Origin of the sequence: Nitrosomonas aestuarii, assembly GCF_003046585.1 — a bacterium.
In the GTDB taxonomy this organism is placed as follows: Bacteria; Pseudomonadota; Gammaproteobacteria; order Burkholderiales; family Nitrosomonadaceae; genus Nitrosomonas; species Nitrosomonas aestuarii.
On the sequence record NZ_QAAE01000007.1, the window covers coordinates 47,483 to 67,172 of the forward strand.

Below are 19,690 nucleotides of genomic sequence, written 5' to 3' on the forward strand. Positions count from 1 at the left end.
GGTTAATAAAACCGAAAAAAGCCTTAATAATAGGCATGTTGACATCATGGTCTCTTGAAAAACATCACTTGAAATTTATTCACTGCAGTATCTAAGATTTTTTTGCTGTGAAGAAGCGATGGTTGAAAAATTGGACAATGTTCATGTCGAAAACGTTCGAAAATTTCCCAGTAGCATCATCCCTGCATCAATCGGATTTCAGCCGCGGCCAGGTTTTCCTGAGTACCTCTGAGTACAACTACATCGCCAGCTTCCAGACGGGTTTCTTCTGAAGGTAATGAGCCCCGGATATTTCGCCTGCGGACCGCAGTAACTTCTACGGATAATTCTGCCAGATTGATTTGGCCAAGGGTTTTATTGACAGATGCCGCGCCGGGTATGATAGTGATTGTCAGCAGACGGGGTAATAATCTTTCGTTACCTTCCTCGTTTTCATCTGTAACACCAAAATAAAATCCACGGAAAAGTCTGTATCGTTGTTCGCGTGTTTGTCGAATACGCCTTAAAATACGCCCTGTTGAGATATTCATGAACATCAATGCATGTGAAGCCAGCATTAAACTGCCTTCCATAACTTCTGCCACGACTTCGGTTGCGCCGGCTTCTTTTATCAAATCAATGTCCGAGTCATCTCGTGTGCGCACAACGACTGTCAATTCAGGCCGCAGTGTACGAACATGGTTGAGAATTTTGAGTGCAGACACAGTATCCGAATAACTGACGACTAGTACCTTTGCGCGGAGCATTCCGGCAGCAATCAGCACTTCTTTCCGGGCCGCATCACCATACATGACTGATTCACCGGCGATTTTGGCTTCATGAATACGCTGTGGGTCAAGATCCAGTGCAATAAAAGGTATGGATTCTTGCTCCAGAATACGCGAAAGATTCTGACCGCTTCGCCCATAGCCACAGATAATGACATGATTTTGTTCTGCAATAGTTTGCGCAGCAATGGAAGTGATTTGCATGGCACGCTGCATCCATTCTGAAGTATAAAGCTGCTGTGTCATCCGTTCACTGTATTCAATGATAAAGGGTGCCAGAAACATGGACAATACCACGGCAGCGAGAATGGGCTGTAAAATGGCGTTTTCAATCAAGCCGCTGCCACCTGCCTGCGCCAGTAATACAAAACCAAATTCACCGCCTTGCGCCAGATTCATGCCTGTTCTGACTGCAACGTTGGGTTCGGCGCCAAACAGGCGGGACAGTCCGGTAACCAGCACTATTTTCACAAAAATCAGCGCTATCAATATGATTGCCACCCACAGGAAATTTTCAATTACCACCTGAATATCCAGTAACATGCCGATGGTAATAAAAAACAATCCCAAGAGAATGTCGCGAAAAGGTTTAATGTCATCTTCGACCTGATAGCGATACTCCGTTTCAGAAATCAACATGCCCGCCAGAAAAGCACCCAGTGCCAGTGATAGACCTGCCAATTCAGTCAGCCATGCAAGTCCGAGAGTGATAAACAATACGTTCAATACAAACAATTCAGATGATTTTTGGCGTGCCACTACATGGAACCAGGAGCGCATGAGCCGTTGTCCAAAAGACAAAATCAGGGCGAGTAGTGCTATTGCTTTCAAAGCCGCGATTGCAAACATTGGACCGTAATCAACCGTTTCGCTATCGACTGTCCTTGCGAGTGCAGGCATAATGATTAATAAGGGAATGACGGCCAGATCTTGAAACAATAAAACACCGATTACTTGTCGGCCATACGGCGTATTGAGCTCAAGGCGTTCGGACAGCATTTTAATGACAATAGCCGTTGATGACATCGCCAGCGCCCCCCCCAAGGCAAGCCCGATACGCCAATCCATATCCAGAAACCAGGTTATCGCCATGACGAGCAAGATACTGATCACGACTTGTGATGTGCCGAAACCAAATACAATGCGTTTCATGGTGACCAGTTTTGACAGGCTGAATTCAAGGCCGATACTAAACATTAAAAAAACCACGCCGAATTCGGCGAGATGACGTGTTTCCTCTGTTTCTGGTACCCATCCTAAAGCGTGCGGGCCAATAATGACGCCTGCAAGCAGATAACCCAGCATAGGTGGTAAGCGCAGCAAGCGAAAAATAACGACCGCGATTACAGCAATCGCCAGCAAAATAAGAATGGGCTGCAGAGGATTTGTCATATATTTAATATGGTATAAAACTTTCTGGGAAAAACTTTTGCGGAAATTGGGGACACAATGATCAGCATTATTATTTATTTATCCATGATCGGTTTTTATACGGATGAGCCGGGGGCTTATACTTCCACGCATGTTGTTTAAAATATTCGTTATCGACCAATGAATCAAGTATGAAACGCACAAAGGTGCTGCCACCATAAGCAAGTTAGCCTCTGGTTAGCCCCAAAGTCTTGGAATACAACTTTCAATGCTTGATGTATACTACAGTACTACTGTACCTGACGTTTTCAGGACACTCTCATTAAATTTCCAAAAAGCACTGAGTAATGCCCGTACCCCATTTATCGACTGCCCTGCACGGACCAATCCTTGATCTGGAAAACCGTATATACAATACAAAACCGTTGATTGAGCATTGGTTGCGTAGCAAGTGGCGCGAATATAGCGTTCCCTTTTATTGTTCGGTCGATTTGCGTAACAGTGGATTTAAACTCGCACCTGTTGATACCAATCTTTTTCCTGGTGGTTTTAACAACCTAAATCCGGAATTTATTGCGCTCTGTGTACAGGCAGTCATGACCGCCGTTGAAAAAATCTGCCCTGATGCGCACAGCGTACTGCTGATTCCGGAAAATCACACGCGTAATACGTTTTATTTGCAAAATATTGCGTCCATACGGACCATTATGCAGCATGCGGGATTGTATGTGCGTATTGGTACTTTGTTGCCGGAAATCAAAACCGCAACAATTTTTAATTTGCCTGACGGTCAGTCAATAACACTGGAGCCCATTATTCGGAAAAATAATAAACTCAGTGTGGAGAATTTCGATCCTTGCGCTGTGTTATTGAACAACGACCTGTCGAACGGTATTCCGGAAATTCTGCAAAATCTGGATCAGACAATCCTGCCGCCACTACATGCTGGTTGGGCAACACGCCGTAAATCGGAGCATTTTAAGGCATACAATACTATAGCTGATGAATTCGCCCGTTTGATCGACATTGATCCCTGGCTGATCAATCCATATTTTGCTTCTTGTGGAAAAATCAATTTCCGTGAGAAGAAAGGTGAAGATTGCGTTGCCAATTCGACAAATAAAATTCTGGGTGTCATTCGAGAAAAATACCGGGAATATAGCGTCAAGGAAGATCCCTTTGTGATTGTAAAGGCCGATTCCGGCACTTATGGCATGGGTATTATGACTGTCAAGGACGGTGCTGAGGTGTATCAGTTGAATCGAAAACAGCGCAACAAAATGGCGGTTGTCAAAGAAGGCATGTCTGTCACTAATGTGCTGGTGCAAGAAGGCGTCTACACATTTGAAAATATCAATCAGGCAGTTGCCGAACCGGTTATTTACATGATTGATCATTTTGTCGTCGGCGGATTCTACCGTGTACATACCAGTCGAGGCATCGACGAAAATTTGAATGCGCCCGGTATGCATTTTGTGCCGCTATCATTCGAACCGGATTGTTTGCTGCCCAACAACGCAAAACAACAAGGTCTGATGCCCAATCGCTATTATGCTTATGGCGTGGTCGCAAGGTTGGCCCTGCTGGCAGCTGCATTGGAACTGCAACAAACAATTCATTGATTCTGTGCTGGATTTGACATTGACTTTGCCATGAAACTGGCTTTTATACTCGATCAGCTCGTAACCATCAAAACGCATAAGGATTCCAGTTATGCCATGATGCGCGAGGCTGTCGCACGTAAACACCAGGTTTTTATTATTCATCAGGAAGATATTATCTGGCAGGGCGATGGTGTCGTCAGCTTTGCACGTACTTTGCGTATTGCAGAAAAAGTTGTGCAGGGGGAATCCTGGTATCAGACCGGTGAAAAAACTGCCATACCGCTACATGCGTTTGATGCGGTTTTGATGCGTAAAGACCCGCCATTTAATATGGAGTATGTGTATAGCACTTATTTGCTGGAACTGGCGGAAAAGCAGGGGGCGCATATTATCAACAGTCCGCGCAGTATCCGTGATTTTAATGAAAAACTGGCCATTACAAAATTTCCACAATTCATTCCCCCGACATTGGTCACTCGACAGGAATCCCTAATTATTGCGTTTTTGCAAGAACACAAAGACATCATCCTAAAGCCTCTCGACAGCATGGGGGGGGCGAGTATTTTTCGAGTGCACGAAACAGATCATAATGTCAACGTCATCCTTGAAACCATGACACACTATGGCACGCGCACCATTATGGTCCAACGATATATCCCTGAAATTGCCCAGGGCGATAAACGCATTCTGTTGATTGCAGGTAAACCCGTACCTTATGCACTGGCGCGTATTCCCAAACCAGGCGAAACGCGAGGCAATCTTAATACCGGTGGCATCGGTGTTGCCCAGCCCTTATCTGCGCATGATCAACAAATCGTCGCAACCCTCGGACCGGAATTGGTCAGGCAGGGCTTAATGCTCGTTGGTCTTGACGTCATCGGTGACTATCTCACCGAAATCAACGTTACCAGCCCAACTGGCATGCAGGAGATTGTTAACCAGACAGGGTTTAATGTTGCGGGGATGATGGTTGAAGCGATTGAGGAAGGGATTGGAAAAGTACTCGCCAGTAGTTCTTAAATTGCAATTTGATCAAATTGTTTATTTTCTCCTTCTCAAAATGCCAAGCCAAAAAATGTCTTCGAATATAAGGCCCAACGCTATAAAAATACCGCCGCCGCTGGAGCACCAATTAGATAACATGGCAATCTCCCCATTATTGCCCGCAGTTAAAAGTAGAGTTTAATGTGCATTAGTGTCATTACCAAGGGTGTAAATCAGCTTCCAATATTTTCCAGTCGCTAGGCCATATAAAGCAATAAGATATAAAATTCATCTGGTAAATATACACGCTGTTTTTTGAAAAAACTGGCAAATCTTCAACGCTGATAGTCAACAAAGGCAACCGAAATGTTTGGGCAACATCTGGGCGACATTAAAAAAAACTAGTTGATAACTAACAAGTTAATGGCGGAGAAGGCGGGATTCGAACCCGCGGTACGGTATAAACCGTACACACGCTTTCCAGGCGTGCACCTTCAGCCACTCGGTCACTTCTCCATTGAAAATCTGTTACAGGCGGCTTGTATAAATTGTATTATGCCGACTTTGATGGGGGAAACAGGATAAACCAGAACTTGATTTAGAGCAACATTGCTTTTTGGATGGATGATTGATAAATCATCTATTAATAGGTATATTTTATTCCCATTGCCGTGTTAGCTGCAGTTGCACTGAGTTGGGCGGAAAAATGATTATCAAGCTCGATAAACTGACCATGACCCGCATTGATGCTGGAAGTTGTCACAGGCTCACAAGCCCTTGTCTTTTTAGTTTCTTCAGAAATATTTTCGCAGATGAGTTGATATAGCTGTTGAGCTGTATCGTTTTCGAAAGCTGGGATGGGTTGTTTGTCTCCGGCTGTTTTGACACGTCCGCCACTTAAGCTGCGATGATAAGAGATCTGGCGGAAAGCAGCGGTGTCTTCAATTTCCACTCTAAAAATGGTTTTCCGATTATTCTGGAGTTGTTCCTGTTTTGTAAATAGAGTGTTATTGACCTGAGCATAACCTTGTGCGATGAGTATGTCGGCAATTTTGCCGGCAGGTGTCGCGATGGATATACCTGAAATTTCGATATGTTTGAGCGGCTGATTGTCGTTGTTTGCGGAATCTTTATCTGATGCAACAGTTGCTGCGGGTATGAATAACAGTAGCATTGCCAGCTGCGAAAAAAAATATCTGGCTTCGAGGAAATTATTTTGTAAATTTTTCATTGAAGTACCTTGGTCAATTAGATTTTAGGCAGTGTGACGCCATTTTGGCCCTGATATTTGCCACCCCGGTCTTTGTAAGAAGTCTCACACGCTTCGTCCGATTCAAAAAAAATAACCTGTGCGACACCCTCATTTGCGTAAATTTTTGCGGGAAGCGGTGTGGTATTTGAGAACTCCAGTGTAACATAACCTTCCCATTCAGGTTCAAATGGCGTGACATTGACGATAATGCCACAACGTGCATAGGTTGATTTCCCAAGACAAATCGTAAGAACATTACGCGGTATGCGAAAATATTCAACAGTGCGCGCCAGCGCGAATGAATTAGGAGGGATAATACAGATGTCGTTTTTTACATCGACAAATGAATTGGAGTCGAAATTTTTGGGATCAACGATGGTGGTGTTGATATTGGTGAACAGTTTGAATTCATCTGAACATCGAATATCGTATCCGTAACTGGACGTACCATATGAGACGATTCGATGGTTGTTTTTTTGCCTGATCTGGTCGGGTTCAAAAGGCGATATCATGCCATGTTCAAGCGCCATACGCCGAATCCATTTGTCTGATTTAATGGTCATAGTGTTTTAAAAGTAAATTTTGGTTGCTATGGAATTAATCATCTTCCATGACTATTTTGGCAAATAATTCTGAATGATCCTCAACAGATTCCGCAACTTTAACGGCAACTTTTCGCGCTATCATACGATAGGTTGCTGCAATTTCACCTTCAGGATCGGCGACGACACTCGGTACGCCGATATCCGTTTGTTCACGAATTTTGATATCCAGCGGTAATGCGCCAAGAAAATCAATTTCATAGTCTTTACACATTTTTTCACCGCCACCGGTGCCAAAAATATGTTCAGTATGCCCGCAATTAGAACAGGTATGTGTACTCATATTTTCAATGATCCCAAGAATAGGAATGCCGACTTTTTCAAACATCTTGAGTCCCTTACGTGCGTCCAGTAAGGCGATATCCTGAGGTGTGGTGACAATGATTGCGCCGGTGACGGGTATTTTTTGTGCTAACGTTAATTGAATGTCTCCAGTGCCGGGTGGCAGGTCTACAACCAGATAATCAACATCTTTCCAATGCGTATCCCGCAATAATTGCTGCAATGCCTGCGTAACCATCGGTCCGCGCCAGACCATGGGTGTTTCCACATCTATGAGCAGGCCAATAGACATTGCCTGGATACCGTGCGCGATGACGGGTTCCATTGATTTGCCATCGAGTGATTCCGGCTGCTTTGTGATACCCAGCATCTGCGGCTGAGAGGGACCATAAATATCGGCATCGAGTATACCGACGCTTGCGCCTTCAGCCGACAATGCCAGCGCCAGATTGACGGCGGTCGCTGACTTGCCGACACCGCCTTTACCGGATGCGACTGCAATAATATTCTTAATGCCGGAAATCAGTTTGACGCCGCTCTGTACGCCATGTGGCACGATTTTACTGGATACAGTGACGTTAATCTGGCCGATGCCGGGTATAGCCTGCAGTGCAGTAACAATTCTTTGTTGAATGTCATGCTTGACGCTGTTTGCCGGATAACCCACTTCGATTTCAAGCGAAACATGGTTACCTTTGATTTGAATATTATGTGCTGATCCGGTTGAAAGATAGTCTTTGCCGGTTGTAGGATCAATCACATGCTGCAAAGTAGATTGAATTTGTTGTTCAGAAATGGTCACTATGAAACTCCTTGGTACGCTGAGTGCTGGGTGCCCTGCAAATTACTGCGGCACGTAAAGTAAATCGGATTAAATTGGCATGGTAACAAATATCAGGTGCTGCACACAATTTGTTAGAATAGGCGTTTATTCATAATTGATGAAACAAGAACGCATGAGCAATCGAAAAATTCTGGTGACTTCAGCACTACCCTACGCGAATGGCAGTATACATTTGGGTCATCTTGTGGAGTATATCCAAACGGACATCTGGGTGCGTTTCCAGAAAATGCGCGGCCATAACATTTATTATGTATGTGCGGATGATACGCATGGTACACCAATCATGCTGCGCGCCGAGAAAGAGGGTATTACGCCAGAAGCATTGATCGCCAGAGTGCATGACGAACACTACAATGATTTTTCTGGTTTTCATATTCATTTTGACAATTATTACAGCACACATTCGGACGAGACCCGGCATTATTCTGAAGATATTTACCGTAAGTTAAAGACGGCTGGACTGATCAAAGTGCGCGCCATAGAACAGCTTTATGATCCCGAAAAGAAGATGTTCCTGCCGGATCGGTATGTTAAAGGCGAATGCCCTAAATGTGCTGCAAAGGATCAGTATGGCGATGCTTGTGAAGTATGTGGTGCAGCCTATGCACCGACTGATTTGAAGAATCCGTATTCATCGGTGTCGGGTGCAGTCCCAGTCAAAAAATCTTCCGAGCATTACTTTTTTAATCTCTCAGATTATCGTTGTGTTGATTTTCTGCGGCGCTGGACGCGCGAAGCCAGTCACCTGCAGCCGGAAGCCGCGAATAAAATGCACGAATGGCTTGGAGAAACGGGTGAAAACAAGTTGTCAGACTGGGATATTTCACGTGATGCGCCTTATTTTGGTTTTGAAATACCGGATGCGCCTGGCAAATATTTCTATGTCTGGCTGGATGCGCCGATTGGCTATATGGGTAGTTTCAAACACCTTTGCACACGTGAAGATATTGATTTTGATGCATACTGGCATAAAAATACCGAAACCGAGCTCTATCATTTTATCGGTAAGGACATTTTGTATTTTCATGCGTTGTTCTGGCCCGCAATGCTAGAGAATGCTGGCTACCGTACGCCCACTCAAATTTTTGCGCATGGATTTCTGACCGTTAACGGTGAGAAAATGAGTAAGTCCCGCGGAACCTTTATTACGGCTGAGAGCTATTTAAAAAAAGGACTCAATCCGGAGTGGCTGCGTTATTATTACGCAGCGAAACTCAACGGAACCATGGAAGATATCGATTTGAATCTGGATGATTTTGTTGCAAGAGTGAATTCCGATCTGGTAGGTAAGTTTGTCAATATCGCCAGCCGGTGCGCTGGATTTATCACCAAGCGTTTTGACGGAAAACTGGTTGATGGCGATGATTATCAGGTCCTGCGAGGGATAGTTGATGAGCGGTTTGCAAACTGGCGGCCGGATGCGATCGAAAAAGCGTTTGAAGAACGGGATTTTTCACTGGCTGTGCGCCAGATTATGAAATTTGCAGATGAAGCAAATGAAATGATTCATGAAATGGCGCCATGGGAAATTGCCAGGGACGCCAATAGAAATAAGGAATTACAGGGTATTTCCAGTCTGGGCATACAACTTTTTTATTTGCTTGCGCGTTATTTGAAACCGATTCTTCCGGATACCATCTACCAGGTAGAAAAATTTTTAAATTGTGATGTGTTGACATGGCCACAGCTTGCAGCCGGTGCACCGGTATCACAGTTGCTGCTGCCGGCTGGACATGCTATCAATGCGTATCAGCATTTATTGACACGTATTGATAGTCGGCAAATTGAGGCATTAATAGCCGCAAATAAGCAAAGCCTCTCACCGGAACAGGCTGGAGCGACCCAACAACAAGCGACTGTTGCACCAATTGCTGAAACCATTACGATAGACGATTTCAGTAAAATCGATTTGCGTGTGGCAAAAATTATTCAGGCTGAACATGTTGCAGGCGCGGAAAAATTATTGAAACTGACTCTGGATATTGGCAGTGAACAACGCATCGTTTTTGCCGGGATTAAATCGGCTTATAACCCGGAACAGTTAATAGGGCGTTTGACAGTTATGGTGGCCAATCTGGCACCGCGAAAAATGAAATTTGGCTTGTCGGAGGGCATGGTGCTCGCGGCTGGTAGTGGCGGGAAAGAATTATTTATTCTTAACCCCGATAGCGGTGCAAAGCCCGGTATGAAAGTGAAATAGAATTCTTGTTCGAGTCACCGAAGATACCTTAGTCATGGAACAGCTTGCCGCGTTGATCAAGCAACTGGAATTGAGACTGCTGCATACTGATATGTGCGTTAACCCGTCTGTGGCAGATGCACTGCTCTCAGAAAGATTTGAGGAAATTGGAAATGACGGCCGGGTGCACTCGAGACAGGCGGTAATTGAATGGTTGCTGCATAAAGACGTACAGCAAAAATGGTCGCTGGAGGACTTTAGGGTCAAAATGTTGTCAAATGATGTAATTCTTGCGGTTTATCGTGCGGAGAAAATAAATTTATCACCGGAAATAAACTCAAAAACCAACAAAGGGTCGTTGAGAAGTTCGATCTGGCAACGCCATGGCGATAGCTGGAAAATGGTCTTTCATCAAGCAACCAAACAGCAATAAGAAAGCATAAAATTAGAGAAAATTTTTGGAGAAAATATTGGAAGCAGCAACAGTAGAAGAACAACTGAACGAAATCAAAAATAATCTGGCAACTGTTCAGCAGCGTATCGTCGATGCCTGTATCAAGGTCGGACGCGAACCGTCAAGTGTGCGTCTGCTTCCAGTAACTAAGACTGTTTCTGCGGAAAGATTGCGCATTGCATACACCGCAGGCTGTCATGAGATGGGCGAAAACAAGGTGCAGGAAGCACGCGAAAAATCGGAAGTGCTTGGTGATCTCAATATTCAATGGTCAATTATTGGCCATTTGCAGACCAACAAAGTCAAGTATATAACCCGTTTTGCGCATGAGTTTCAGGCACTCGACAGCCTTAAAGTTGCAGCCGAGCTGGATAAACGTCTGCAGGCGGCAGGGCGCGGCATGGATGTGTATGTACAGGTTAACAGTTCGGGAGAAGCCAGCAAATTCGGGTTGCCGCCGGAAGCAGTTGAAGATTTTGTCAAACAATTACCGAACTACTCGTCATTGCAAGTCAAAGGACTTATGACATTGGCTATTTTCTCAACCGACCTGGATCGCGTACGTGCATGTTTTGTCAGAATGCGTGATCTAAGAGACCGGCTGCGCCAGAATGCGCCTGCAGGTTTGTCTTTTGAAGAGTTGTCCATGGGTATGTCTGGAGACTACGAACTGGCGATCGAAGAGGGTGCTACTGTTGTCCGTGTCGGTCAGGCTATTTTTGGCAAAAGACCATTGCCTGATAGTCATTATTGGCCCGGTTTCGGATAAATTTATATAGCGCTTGCAATTTCGGCGTTAAAAACTGATTTTAAATACTCATCCGCGATGTGTAAACGCCGCGTTTAAACCAGTTCTTGCCTTGAACATGTTGCGCTCATGACGAAATTTATGTCCTGAAAATGATATACGACTAAATAAACGTTACAAAATAATCGCTGCAGCGACCTGGCGGTCTTCTTCAACCAGAATATTATAGGTGCGGCAGGCCGCCTGTGTATCCATGACTTCAAAGCCGATGCCAGATTGTATGATTTTAGCCATCAGGCCATAATCGGGAAAATTGATTTGCTCACCGGTTCCCAGCAGAATGATTTCAGGCTTGTGCGGCAAAATGCAATCGAAATGCTCGACGCTTAATTGTGCAACCGACTCAACTGGCCATTCATCCATGATCTGATCAGGTAACACAATCAGATTGTTTTCATGGCGTACTTTGTTAATCATGACATAACCGTCACCATAGCCCGAGAAAATATTCTGTTGACCGAAGTTTGCGAGATGTAATTTCAAAGAATGCTCCTGTTGTCTGATGAATGATTGTTCGTCTGCAAAGATAAATTATTTCTTGATAAGCTTGATTATTATTGCCCAGTATAACAAGAAAAACAGCTCAATTTTTTGATGAAGCTTTAACAGGCTGTTGTTTTTCACAGTTAAGAATCGTCGAACGCTATTCTTCTTTTTCTTCTTCCATAAATTTCTGCAATTGATGCAGACGCGCTTCAACGGTTGATAACTGGTAGAAATCTCCGTTGTCATGCTTGAGCGCAATCAGCAACTGCTCAATGGCGGCATCATAATAACCCTGCAGAATGTATACTTCAGCCTGAGCACGGTGTTTTAGCATCAACTTGTCCTGAAGACTATAGGTACGGGCCTGTAACTGATATAACTGGATATCGTTTGAGTGAATCCGTAATTCCCGGTTGATAAGTTCCAGAGCCGTCTCAATCTGGTTATTTTGCAGCAGGGCATTGGCATAACCATGGATGAGCGCTTTGTGTTGCGGGTAGATTCTGAGTGCCGTACGGTAGATGTTGAGCGCATCGGCGGTTTCTCCATTGGCGAGTTTGACTGCGGCTGCAAGTGTTTCGACCATGGCGCCTGCCTGCAGGCTTTTTTGCTCGACTTGGATTGTTTTGCCAAGCTGGTGGTCTTTAAGAATCAAACCTGATTTGCCATCATTCTGAATCAGGGTGTACAAACGTGCCAGTTCGTCATTTGCCAGTCTGTTTCTCTTGTCACGCAACAGAGCATGTATGTAACCATAACGTTCGATAGCTTCATTGGTATAACGTTTGTCTTCCAGACGTGCTTTGAATTGACTGACGGCGTCACTGGATTTGCCTTGTAATGCACGCAGTTTTGCGCGCACCAGCAAAAAATCGGTACTGTCAGGTACTTGCCGGTAAGCCATTTCATGCGTGCGGTTCTGAATGTCTGCAATCCGTTCAAAAGTGAGGGGATGGGTGCGTAGATATGAGGGTGCGCCATTTTCATAAAAACGGCTGGCTTTTTGCAGGCGTTCAAAAAATGCTGACATACCTTGCGGATCAAAGCCGGCATCTACTAGAATATTCAGGCCGACACGGTCTGCTTCCTTCTCATGTTTGCGGGTAAAATTCAGTTGTGATTGAATTGCGCTGGCCTGAGTGGCAGTAATTACAGCTTGACCAACCTGCGGATTTGAACGGGAAGCAAGAATGGCCACGGCCAGGGCTGCCAATGAGGTAATCATGCTGTATTTTTGTCCAGAGATCATGCGTGCAAGGTGTTTTTGCGTAACATGCGCGATTTCATGCGCCATGACACCGGCAAGCTCGGATTCACTCTGGGCGGCAATGATCAAACCGCTGTTAAACCCCATGAAACCACCCGGTAGTGCGAATGCGTTGATGCTGGAATCCTGCAGTGCAAAAAACTCGAATGACTGTCCCGGACGAGCCTCGCTGGAGCTGGATATCAGTTTATGTCCCAGGCTATTGAGATAACTGTTAATTTCAGGATCATCCAGATAACTCGGGTCAGCACGAATCTGACGCATGATCTGTAATCCGATCTGTCGTTCTTCACGCGGTGTAATAGTTGCTTGAGAAACATCCCCAAGATCCGGCAGTTCATGCGCAAGCATATTGGCAGGAAACAGTAGCGACAACGTGATAATAAAAAAGATAAATCTCATGTCGATATGATAACTGTTTCTGATCCAAGTTCCATTTCAAGATGGTTTGTCAGGTCCATATTTTGTGGGGATAACGGTCGCATATTCCCCGATAAAAATGGTTGACTTGATAAATAGTCCGTGTGGATTTAAGAAACGGTATCGTCAGTTCTGGATATTATTTTCCGAGTCTGTATTTGACACACATTTCAGTGGCAGTAACCGTTGTCCTGATACCACTTAACCGCATCTTCGAGGGCTTGTCTGGCAGGGCGATATTGATAACCCAGTTCGCGTATGGCCTTGTCGCTGGTAAAGTACATGAGTTTTTGCGCCATGCGAATGCTGTCCAGTGTTGCACGTGGTTCTTTGTGCGTTACAGTAGCGATTTTTTCCATTGTCCATGCAATTGGCAGCATTAGATTAATGGGCAGGTTGATGCGTTTTTTTCGCTGACCAGTAATATCATCGAGAGTGTCCAGTATCTCCAGAAGCGTCATATTGTCGCCACCAAGAATATAGCGTTCACCGATCTTTCCATGTTGACAGGCCAGCCAGTGACCATAGGCAATATCATCTACATGTGCCACATTCAAGCCGGTATTGACATAAGCCGGCATCTTGTTACTCAGGGTGTCCAGCACGATACGACCAGTTGGCGTGGGCCTGATGTCGCGGGGTCCGATCGGGGCTGATGGGTTAACGACTACCAGCGGCAATTGGTGTTGATTCATCAGATCCATGACAGTTTGTTCTGCAATATACTTTGACCGCTTGTAATGGCCATGAATGCTTTGCAGACTGGAAGGCGTTTCTTCGTTGGCGGGTGTTCCATCTGGAATCAGGCCCAGGGTTGCGACACTGCTGGTATAGATAATTCGTTTTAATCCTGCATTGGCAGCTGCGATTATCAAGGCTTTCGTACCGTGCACATTAATGTCGTACATGGTTTGCGGATCGGGTATCCATAAACGATAATCCGCTGCAACGTGGAAGAGATAGTCACAACCATTGACTGCATTTTCAAGCGACTGATGATCAAGCAAGTCACCTATTACAACATCAACCGGAAGATTTTCAATATTGCGGCGGTCGCTATTTGCTCTGACTAATAGCCGCACATCGTGTCCTGCGTTGAGTAAACAGTGCATAACCGCCGAACCGAGAAAACCCGTCGCACCAGTAACTAGTGATTTCATATAAGGATCGCTCTATTTGTTTTGTACATTAATAAACATGTAAAAAATTATATTTTTCCCGAATTCATTTTTTTAATAATAATTCATCCGATATTTCAGTTTCTGGAAGATTTCGCGAAGTCATTTTGAAAAGTTGCGTCAATGCCCAATTGCTGGTGGCGAAAATACTGGTTGTCAAGATTGTTGCTTTAACGGTGCGTCGTGTGATCTTAACCTGTTTTCCGTCATTAAAGTCGCGGTGATGGTTTATTTTGTTCAAAGTTAAAATGGCCATACCCAGCGCCCACAGACAAAATTTGCGGATGCCTTTTTCATGGGGTGGAATCATGCAGGTATACGTTAATGCGTTATGCAAATGTTTCCTGGCTACGCCGATCAGATCTGACAGGCCATCCTGGAAGCGGATATCGGAATGATCAGGATGCAGGTCTCTCAGAATGAATCCTTTTTCAAGAAAAATATCCTGTGGCAGCCAGCAGGCGCCTCGCCTGCGATCATCCCAGATATCCTTGAGAATATTAGTCATTTGTAAACCCTGGCCAAATGAGACAGACAGTTTCATCAATTCGGATTTATGGCGATTGATCTCGGATGAATAATCACAAAAAAGTTCTGTCAGCATTTCACCGACAACACCTGCAACATAGTAGCAATATAAATTCATCGCGGGCAGGTCTTTCAAGCCATCGAGCGTTTCAGTGTCCTGATAATCGGCCATACCGCGGCTCATTATCCGCACACAACGCTCCAATGCGTTACGTTGGGCTGAGTTAAAGCTATGTGTCACGCGAATAACGGCGGGTGTGTTTTTGATTAAATCATGTTCTGCCGGGATGGTATGATCTGAAAGCAGCGGATAGAGCTCATCAACAAATTTTTCTGCCGCGATACGGCCGCATACAACTTCGGAAAACATATCGGATAACTGGCGTGTTTGCGCTGAAGAAAGCGCATTATCATCTTCAATGGTGTCGGTAATCCGGCATAATAAATACGCATTACCAATAACCTGTCGAAGTGCTTCGGGCAGTTGAGGAATTGTCAGCGCAAATGTGCGTGATACGTCTTTTAAAATATCATTCTGATACCGGGCTTCATCAAAATTTTGCGATTGACTGATCATGGTAAATTTGTTGAGCAGGAAGCGAATATATTACTACAACACAAGCCTGTACATCGAGACAGATTATGCGGTTTTTGAAATGTTGTTACAGTTATGATTTTGATGTTAGAAGCTGGCTGAAAATGATTATTTATCAGGTATAAATGCCGTCTTGTTGCATGTTTTTTCCGGGAATTTGCCGTGTTCATCGCGAATGTGGACAATTTATCAAGAAGCAGCCAAATGTAGCAAAACATTTACGCGGGCAGGATCGTCTCTGATGCAGTCAGTTGATCAATCGTTTCACGCGCCCTGATCAAGTGAACCATGTCGCCGTCAACCATGACTTCGGCTGCACGCGGTCGCGTATTGTAGTTTGAACTCATACTTGTTCCATAAGCGCCTGCGGACATGACTGCGAGCAGGTCGGCTGCTTCCAGACTGAATTTACGGTCATGTCCGAGAAAATCGCCTGTTTCACAGACCGGGCCGACAACCTGATAATTGCATAAGTCGCCGTTTCTTTTTAAGACAGGTAAAATTTCATGATAAGCATTGTACAGGGAAGGGCGCATCAAGTCGTTCATGGCAGCATCGACAATTGCAAAATGACGATCCGGAGTATGTTTGAGATAGATCGTCCGGGTAAGCAGCAGCCCTGCATTTCCTACCAGCGAACGGCCTGGTTCAATTAGCAGACGTACTTTGTTCGTTCCCAATGTTTTGCGCAGTGCATTGACATAGGTCTGAATGGAAGGGGGTGTTTCGGTCGAATAGCGTATCCCCAATCCCCCGCCGAGATCCAGGTGCGTTATCTGTTGGTTCCCGGATTTCAGGCGTTGCAAAAGGTTGACTAATTTTTCTCCAGCCTGTGTAAAAGGGGCCAGTTCTGTCAATTGTGAACCGATATGGCAATCCAGACCAGTAAATCGGATATGCGGAAATTGATCGGCTGAAAAATAAATCTGCTCGGCTTCTTCTAGCGGTATGCCAAATTTATTCTCTTTCAGGCCGGTTGAAATATACGGATGTGTTTTGGCGTCCACATCTGGATTGACGCGCAGACTGACGGGCGCAACTTTGTTCATGGCTGCTGCAATCTGGTTGAGTAGTTGCAGTTCTGCGGCGGACTCAACATTAAAGCAGAGAATATCTGTAGCCAGGGCCATGCGCATTTCATCAGCCTGTTTACCCACACCCGAAAAAACGATTTTTTGCGGGTCACCGCCCGCTTTGATTACTCTTTGCAATTCTCCGCCCGAGACAATATCAAACCCACTGCCCAGCCGAACAAGCAGATTCAAAATAGCAAGATTGGAGTTGGCTTTTACAGCGTAGCAGATCAAAAAATCATCGTCCGCAAATGCTTGCTCAAATGCTTGATAAGTTGTGATTAATGCCGCACGTGAATATACATAGCAAGGTGTGCCAAATTTGCTGGCAATTGTTTCAAGTGGAACGGATTCGACATACAACGCATTCTGTTGATATTCAAAGTGAGGAAAATCACTCATTCTTCAGTTCCCGTGGTAACGGCTGCCGGTGGCGTGGTCGGCTCCATAGATATAGTGGGTGCCTCGCCTTCAGGTAGATAAAGTGGCCCTTTGTTGCCACAAGCAACCAATAAATTCAGTGTCAGTACCAAAAAAAAAGTTATGTAAAATAATCGTATCAATAAATGCACAAATAATCTCCTTCACACTAACAGGCTTGGGATACTATCATAAGAAATCGTAAGATTTGTTTAACTTTTTGTTAAAAATTATAAAACTATGGTGCGCTGGATATTTTCCAGTTCGTCATTCAACCAGCGAACCAAATCATCGGTTAATTGATCGCTGGTAATCGAAAAAGCTTTGACAGCACCTGCGGCATTTGCTGTCGGCGATGACTGGCTGGCGTTAAAACTTTTCTGGGCGATCAGTCTATGTTTGTTATTGATCAGACTTGCGCGAAAACGTACCCATACATGGCTATCTGTCAATGTTTCGAAATTTTGAAAAAAATCCTCCAATTCAATGTGTAATTCAAATTCTGCCTTAGCCACATTGCTGTCCTGAATAACGAGATGAGCCGTATCAGCTGCAATTTTTTGTTTTATTTGTTGCGTCAATAGAAAGGCGGGTGGTGCAGTCCAGCGGCTGTCTGCATAAGTGTATGCTTGAGAAGCATTATGGTAAGCAAGACGGTAATGTATTGCCTGGGTATCCAGCCATAAAGGCGCAATGACCTGTGCAACTAGAATTTTCTTGCCATTTTTACGGGTTTCCAACCCTGATTGCTGTGCTTGTTCAGGGATATGGCTGCCAACAATATCTACAAAATTGTATAACGCAGGGCCCTTGCCCGGTTTTGGAAATAGCGTACATCCTGACAACAGCAGGATTCCAAGTATGATTGCGACACTTTTATTCATTGCATATTTCCTGAAGGCGCTATAAAACCTGCTTCGCCTGGCCCCGGCAGCGATTCTGTGTGTCCGAATAACAGCATTTGGGGGTTTTCTTCCAGTTGGTGCAATACGCGGTTCAGACTTTGAGAATTTCGCATTAAACTGGTACTGGCTTTGCGTAATTGAGGAATGGTGGTTGCGATTTCCTGTGTGCTGTTCGTCAGACTGTCTATAATTCCGTCCTGTTGATTAACTTTTTTCATGGATTCATTGATTTCGTTGAGTAAGTCATCCAGATGGCTGACCAGGATAGTAGATTCAGTTGTTAACCTGGTAAATGACTCGAGTCCCGGTTGTAAATTGTTTGCAATGTCGTCAAATCCCCGTGTTACTTTGCCAATATTCTGCAGGATGTTGGCAATCTGTTCTTGATTCTCGTCGTTTAGCAACTGATGCAACTTAATGACCAGTTCATTGACATTATTGAGAATATTCTGACCATAACCGGTGACTTCATCCAGCAGTGAAGGACGCATCGGAATGCGTGCGTCCTCAGGGAGTATCTCGGGTGGAATTTTAGTATGTTCAGTATCATTTCTGAGCTGCAGGTAGGCCAGTCCGGTGATACCCTGATAGCCCAATTGAGCATAAATATTACTTGGCAAATGGATACTGCCGTCAATTGCAATATCGATCAGAATCTGGTTCATGTTATCAGGGTCAAAATAAATTCGATTCACCTTGCCGATATTAACGCCCCGGTAATATACCGATGCCTGTACCCCAAGTCCGGTTACCGATTCCCGCGAAACCACCTGATAATGATCATGCTCGATAGAATCACCTTTGAACCAGTGCGCCACAATGAGTGCGGCAGCACCAAAGCAAATGACAAAAAGACCTGCTATGAGGGCATGTGCCCGGTTTTCCATGATTGTTCCCTGTTATCGGTACGTTGAAATTTTTCACGTTCACTCTTGAAAAAGCTTTCTATAAATGGATGTGAGTGGTGACGTATTTGCTGCAATGAGCCAACGGTGACAACCTGTTTGTCTGCTAAAACAGCAATGCGGTCGGATAAGGCAATTAAGGTATCGATATCATGCGTGACCATCACGATTGTTAAATCCAGCTCGCTGCGCATATCCTGAATTAATCGTACAAAACTTGCGCTTAATTCGGGGTCCAGGCCTGCGGTTGGTTCGTCCAGAAACAATAGTTCAGGATCGAGTGCCAGTGCACGCGCCAGAGAAACACGTTTAATCATGCCACCGGATAGATTCGCTGGCATTTTATGAGCATGTTCAGGTTCAATCGCGACCATATTCAACTTGATCATTACGAGATCATGAATCGTTCGTTCATCAAGTGTTCGTAATTCGCGCAATGGTAGTGCAATATTGTCATATACTGTCAAAGCACTGAACAGCGCGCCTTGTTGAAATAATACACCTGTGCGATTTCGAATACTTTTGTGCAAAGCAAAGTCACAATTATAACGTGAGCAGCCGAAAATTTTGACACTTCCTTTGACTAGCTGTTCAAGCCCCAGTATTTGACGCAACAACACAGTTTTGCCGCTGCCTGAACCGCCGACAATCGCAAGTACTTCGCCTTGTTTAATGTTTAAGTTCAAATCCTGGTGAACGATATGCTGTCCAAATTGAGTGTGAAGACCTTCTATTTCAATGATGTCAGGCGCTTGATCCATAAGTC

General features: G+C 44.7%; 18 protein-coding genes and 1 tRNA gene. 5 read left to right on the top strand and 14 right to left on the bottom strand.

The window, feature by feature from the left end; all coding sequences use genetic code 11:
- Window positions 1–176 precede the first annotated feature (176 nt).
- Window positions 177–2,159, bottom strand: coding sequence for a monovalent cation:proton antiporter family protein (locus tag C8R11_RS07745; RefSeq protein ID WP_107795210.1), 1,983 nt, complete (start codon window positions 2,157–2,159; stop codon window positions 177–179).
- Window positions 2,160–2,485: 326 nt separating this feature from the next.
- On the opposite strand from C8R11_RS07745, the gene gshA reads away from it, so the two are divergent.
- Both gshA and gshB read left to right on the top strand, forming a co-directional pair.
- The gene (gene gshA, locus C8R11_RS07750; protein ID WP_107795211.1) at window positions 2,486–3,760 is read left to right on the top strand and encodes a glutamate--cysteine ligase; all 1,275 of its coding nucleotides are present in this window, start codon (window positions 2,486–2,488) and stop codon (window positions 3,758–3,760) included.
- 30 nt (window positions 3,761–3,790) lie between these two features.
- Window positions 3,791–4,762, top strand: a complete 972-nt coding sequence (gene gshB, locus C8R11_RS07755) for a glutathione synthase (protein ID WP_107795212.1) — start codon at window positions 3,791–3,793, stop codon at window positions 4,760–4,762.
- A gap of 388 nt (window positions 4,763–5,150) precedes the next feature.
- Here gshB and C8R11_RS07760 read toward each other — a convergent pair.
- From C8R11_RS07760 to apbC, 4 genes are all read right to left on the bottom strand, one after another.
- A tRNA-Ser gene (locus C8R11_RS07760) sits at window positions 5,151–5,242 on the bottom strand.
- Window positions 5,243–5,369: 127 nt separating this feature from the next.
- Window positions 5,370–5,957, bottom strand: coding sequence for a hypothetical protein (locus C8R11_RS07765; RefSeq protein WP_107795213.1), 588 nt, complete (start codon window positions 5,955–5,957; stop codon window positions 5,370–5,372).
- Between the two features lie 17 nt (window positions 5,958–5,974).
- Window positions 5,975–6,541, bottom strand: coding sequence for a dCTP deaminase (dcd, locus tag C8R11_RS07770; protein WP_107795214.1), 567 nt, complete (start codon window positions 6,539–6,541; stop codon window positions 5,975–5,977).
- A 34-nt stretch (window positions 6,542–6,575) separates the two neighbouring features.
- Entirely contained in the window at window positions 6,576–7,664 is a 1,089-nt protein-coding gene (apbC, locus tag C8R11_RS07775) for an iron-sulfur cluster carrier protein ApbC (protein WP_107795215.1), read from the bottom strand.
- A 154-nt stretch (window positions 7,665–7,818) separates the two neighbouring features.
- Here apbC and metG point away from each other — a divergent pair, with 154 nt between their 5' ends.
- From metG to C8R11_RS07790, 3 genes are read left to right on the top strand one after another with little or no spacing between them, the layout of a single operon-like run.
- The gene (gene metG, locus C8R11_RS07780) at window positions 7,819–9,906 is read left to right on the top strand and encodes a methionine--tRNA ligase (protein ID WP_107795301.1); all 2,088 of its coding nucleotides are present in this window, start codon (window positions 7,819–7,821) and stop codon (window positions 9,904–9,906) included.
- Window positions 9,907–9,940: 34 nt separating this feature from the next.
- The gene (locus C8R11_RS07785; RefSeq protein WP_090700308.1) at window positions 9,941–10,318 is read left to right on the top strand and encodes a nuclear transport factor 2 family protein; all 378 of its coding nucleotides are present in this window, start codon (window positions 9,941–9,943) and stop codon (window positions 10,316–10,318) included.
- A gap of 25 nt (window positions 10,319–10,343) precedes the next feature.
- The gene (locus C8R11_RS07790) at window positions 10,344–11,108 is read left to right on the top strand and encodes a YggS family pyridoxal phosphate-dependent enzyme (RefSeq protein WP_107795216.1); all 765 of its coding nucleotides are present in this window, start codon (window positions 10,344–10,346) and stop codon (window positions 11,106–11,108) included.
- Window positions 11,109–11,261: 153 nt separating this feature from the next.
- Here C8R11_RS07790 and C8R11_RS07795 read toward each other — a convergent pair whose 3' ends face one another.
- The 9 genes from C8R11_RS07795 to C8R11_RS07835 all read right to left on the bottom strand — a co-directional run bounded on the left by C8R11_RS07795 (window position 11,262) and on the right by C8R11_RS07835 (window position 19,685).
- Window positions 11,262–11,630 (bottom strand): Mth938-like domain-containing protein, encoded by a 369-nt coding sequence (locus C8R11_RS07795; RefSeq protein ID WP_107795217.1) that lies wholly within the window; start codon window positions 11,628–11,630, stop codon window positions 11,262–11,264.
- Window positions 11,631–11,790: 160 nt separating this feature from the next.
- A complete protein-coding gene (locus tag C8R11_RS07800; protein WP_107795218.1) occupies window positions 11,791–13,302 on the bottom strand; it encodes a M48 family metalloprotease in 1,512 nt (503 codons plus the stop codon).
- Between the two features lie 188 nt (window positions 13,303–13,490).
- Complete coding sequence (hpnA, locus tag C8R11_RS07805) at window positions 13,491–14,480, bottom strand: hopanoid-associated sugar epimerase (protein WP_107795219.1); 990 nt, start codon at window positions 14,478–14,480, stop codon at window positions 13,491–13,493.
- A 64-nt stretch (window positions 14,481–14,544) separates the two neighbouring features.
- Entirely contained in the window at window positions 14,545–15,603 is a 1,059-nt protein-coding gene (locus C8R11_RS07810) for a phytoene/squalene synthase family protein (RefSeq protein ID WP_107795220.1), read from the bottom strand.
- 236 nt (window positions 15,604–15,839) lie between these two features.
- Window positions 15,840–17,096 carry a diaminopimelate decarboxylase gene (gene lysA / locus C8R11_RS07815; protein ID WP_107795221.1) on the bottom strand — a complete coding sequence of 419 codons (1,257 nt, stop codon included), beginning with the start codon at window positions 17,094–17,096 and terminating at the stop codon, window positions 15,840–15,842.
- Window positions 17,093–17,266 carry an LPS translocon maturation chaperone LptM gene (gene lptM / locus C8R11_RS07820; protein WP_090700292.1) on the bottom strand — a complete coding sequence of 58 codons (174 nt, stop codon included), beginning with the start codon at window positions 17,264–17,266 and terminating at the stop codon, window positions 17,093–17,095. The genes lysA and lptM overlap by 4 nt, the downstream gene beginning before the upstream one ends.
- Window positions 17,267–17,344: 78 nt before the next feature.
- Complete coding sequence (locus C8R11_RS07825; RefSeq protein WP_107795222.1) at window positions 17,345–17,998, bottom strand: ABC-type transport auxiliary lipoprotein family protein; 654 nt, start codon at window positions 17,996–17,998, stop codon at window positions 17,345–17,347.
- Window positions 17,995–18,906 carry an MlaD family protein gene (locus C8R11_RS07830; protein ID WP_107795223.1) on the bottom strand — a complete coding sequence of 304 codons (912 nt, stop codon included), beginning with the start codon at window positions 18,904–18,906 and terminating at the stop codon, window positions 17,995–17,997. Before C8R11_RS07830 ends, C8R11_RS07825 begins: the two co-directional genes overlap by 4 nt.
- Window positions 18,879–19,685 carry an ABC transporter ATP-binding protein gene (locus C8R11_RS07835; protein ID WP_107795224.1) on the bottom strand — a complete coding sequence of 269 codons (807 nt, stop codon included), beginning with the start codon at window positions 19,683–19,685 and terminating at the stop codon, window positions 18,879–18,881. Before C8R11_RS07835 ends, C8R11_RS07830 begins: the two co-directional genes overlap by 28 nt.
- Between the last annotated feature and the right edge of the window lie 5 nt (window positions 19,686–19,690).

Bases quoted from the DNA above. Each gene is read 5' to 3' on its own strand.
- C8R11_RS07745 (WP_107795210.1), bottom strand. From the start codon at position 2,159: ATGACAAATCCTCTGCAGCCCATTCTTATTTTGCTGGCGATTGCTGTA.
- gshA (WP_107795211.1), top strand. From the start codon at position 2,486: ATGCCCGTACCCCATTTATCGACTGCCCTGCACGGACCAATCCTTGAT.
- gshB (WP_107795212.1), top strand. From the start codon at position 3,791: ATGAAACTGGCTTTTATACTCGATCAGCTCGTAACCATCAAAACGCAT.
- C8R11_RS07765 (WP_107795213.1), bottom strand. From the start codon at position 5,957: ATGAAAAATTTACAAAATAATTTCCTCGAAGCCAGATATTTTTTTTCG.
- dcd (WP_107795214.1), bottom strand. From the start codon at position 6,541: ATGACCATTAAATCAGACAAATGGATTCGGCGTATGGCGCTTGAACAT.
- metG (WP_107795301.1), top strand. From the start codon at position 7,819: ATGAGCAATCGAAAAATTCTGGTGACTTCAGCACTACCCTACGCGAAT.
- C8R11_RS07785 (WP_090700308.1), top strand. From the start codon at position 9,941: ATGGAACAGCTTGCCGCGTTGATCAAGCAACTGGAATTGAGACTGCTG.
- C8R11_RS07800 (WP_107795218.1), bottom strand. From the start codon at position 13,302: ATGAGATTTATCTTTTTTATTATCACGTTGTCGCTACTGTTTCCTGCC.
- hpnA (WP_107795219.1), bottom strand. From the start codon at position 14,480: ATGAAATCACTAGTTACTGGTGCGACGGGTTTTCTCGGTTCGGCGGTT.
- C8R11_RS07810 (WP_107795220.1), bottom strand. From the start codon at position 15,603: ATGATCAGTCAATCGCAAAATTTTGATGAAGCCCGGTATCAGAATGAT.
- lysA (WP_107795221.1), bottom strand. From the start codon at position 17,096: ATGAGTGATTTTCCTCACTTTGAATATCAACAGAATGCGTTGTATGTC.
- C8R11_RS07825 (WP_107795222.1), bottom strand. From the start codon at position 17,998: ATGAATAAAAGTGTCGCAATCATACTTGGAATCCTGCTGTTGTCAGGA.
- C8R11_RS07830 (WP_107795223.1), bottom strand. From the start codon at position 18,906: ATGGAAAACCGGGCACATGCCCTCATAGCAGGTCTTTTTGTCATTTGC.
- C8R11_RS07835 (WP_107795224.1), bottom strand. From the start codon at position 19,685: ATGGATCAAGCGCCTGACATCATTGAAATAGAAGGTCTTCACACTCAA.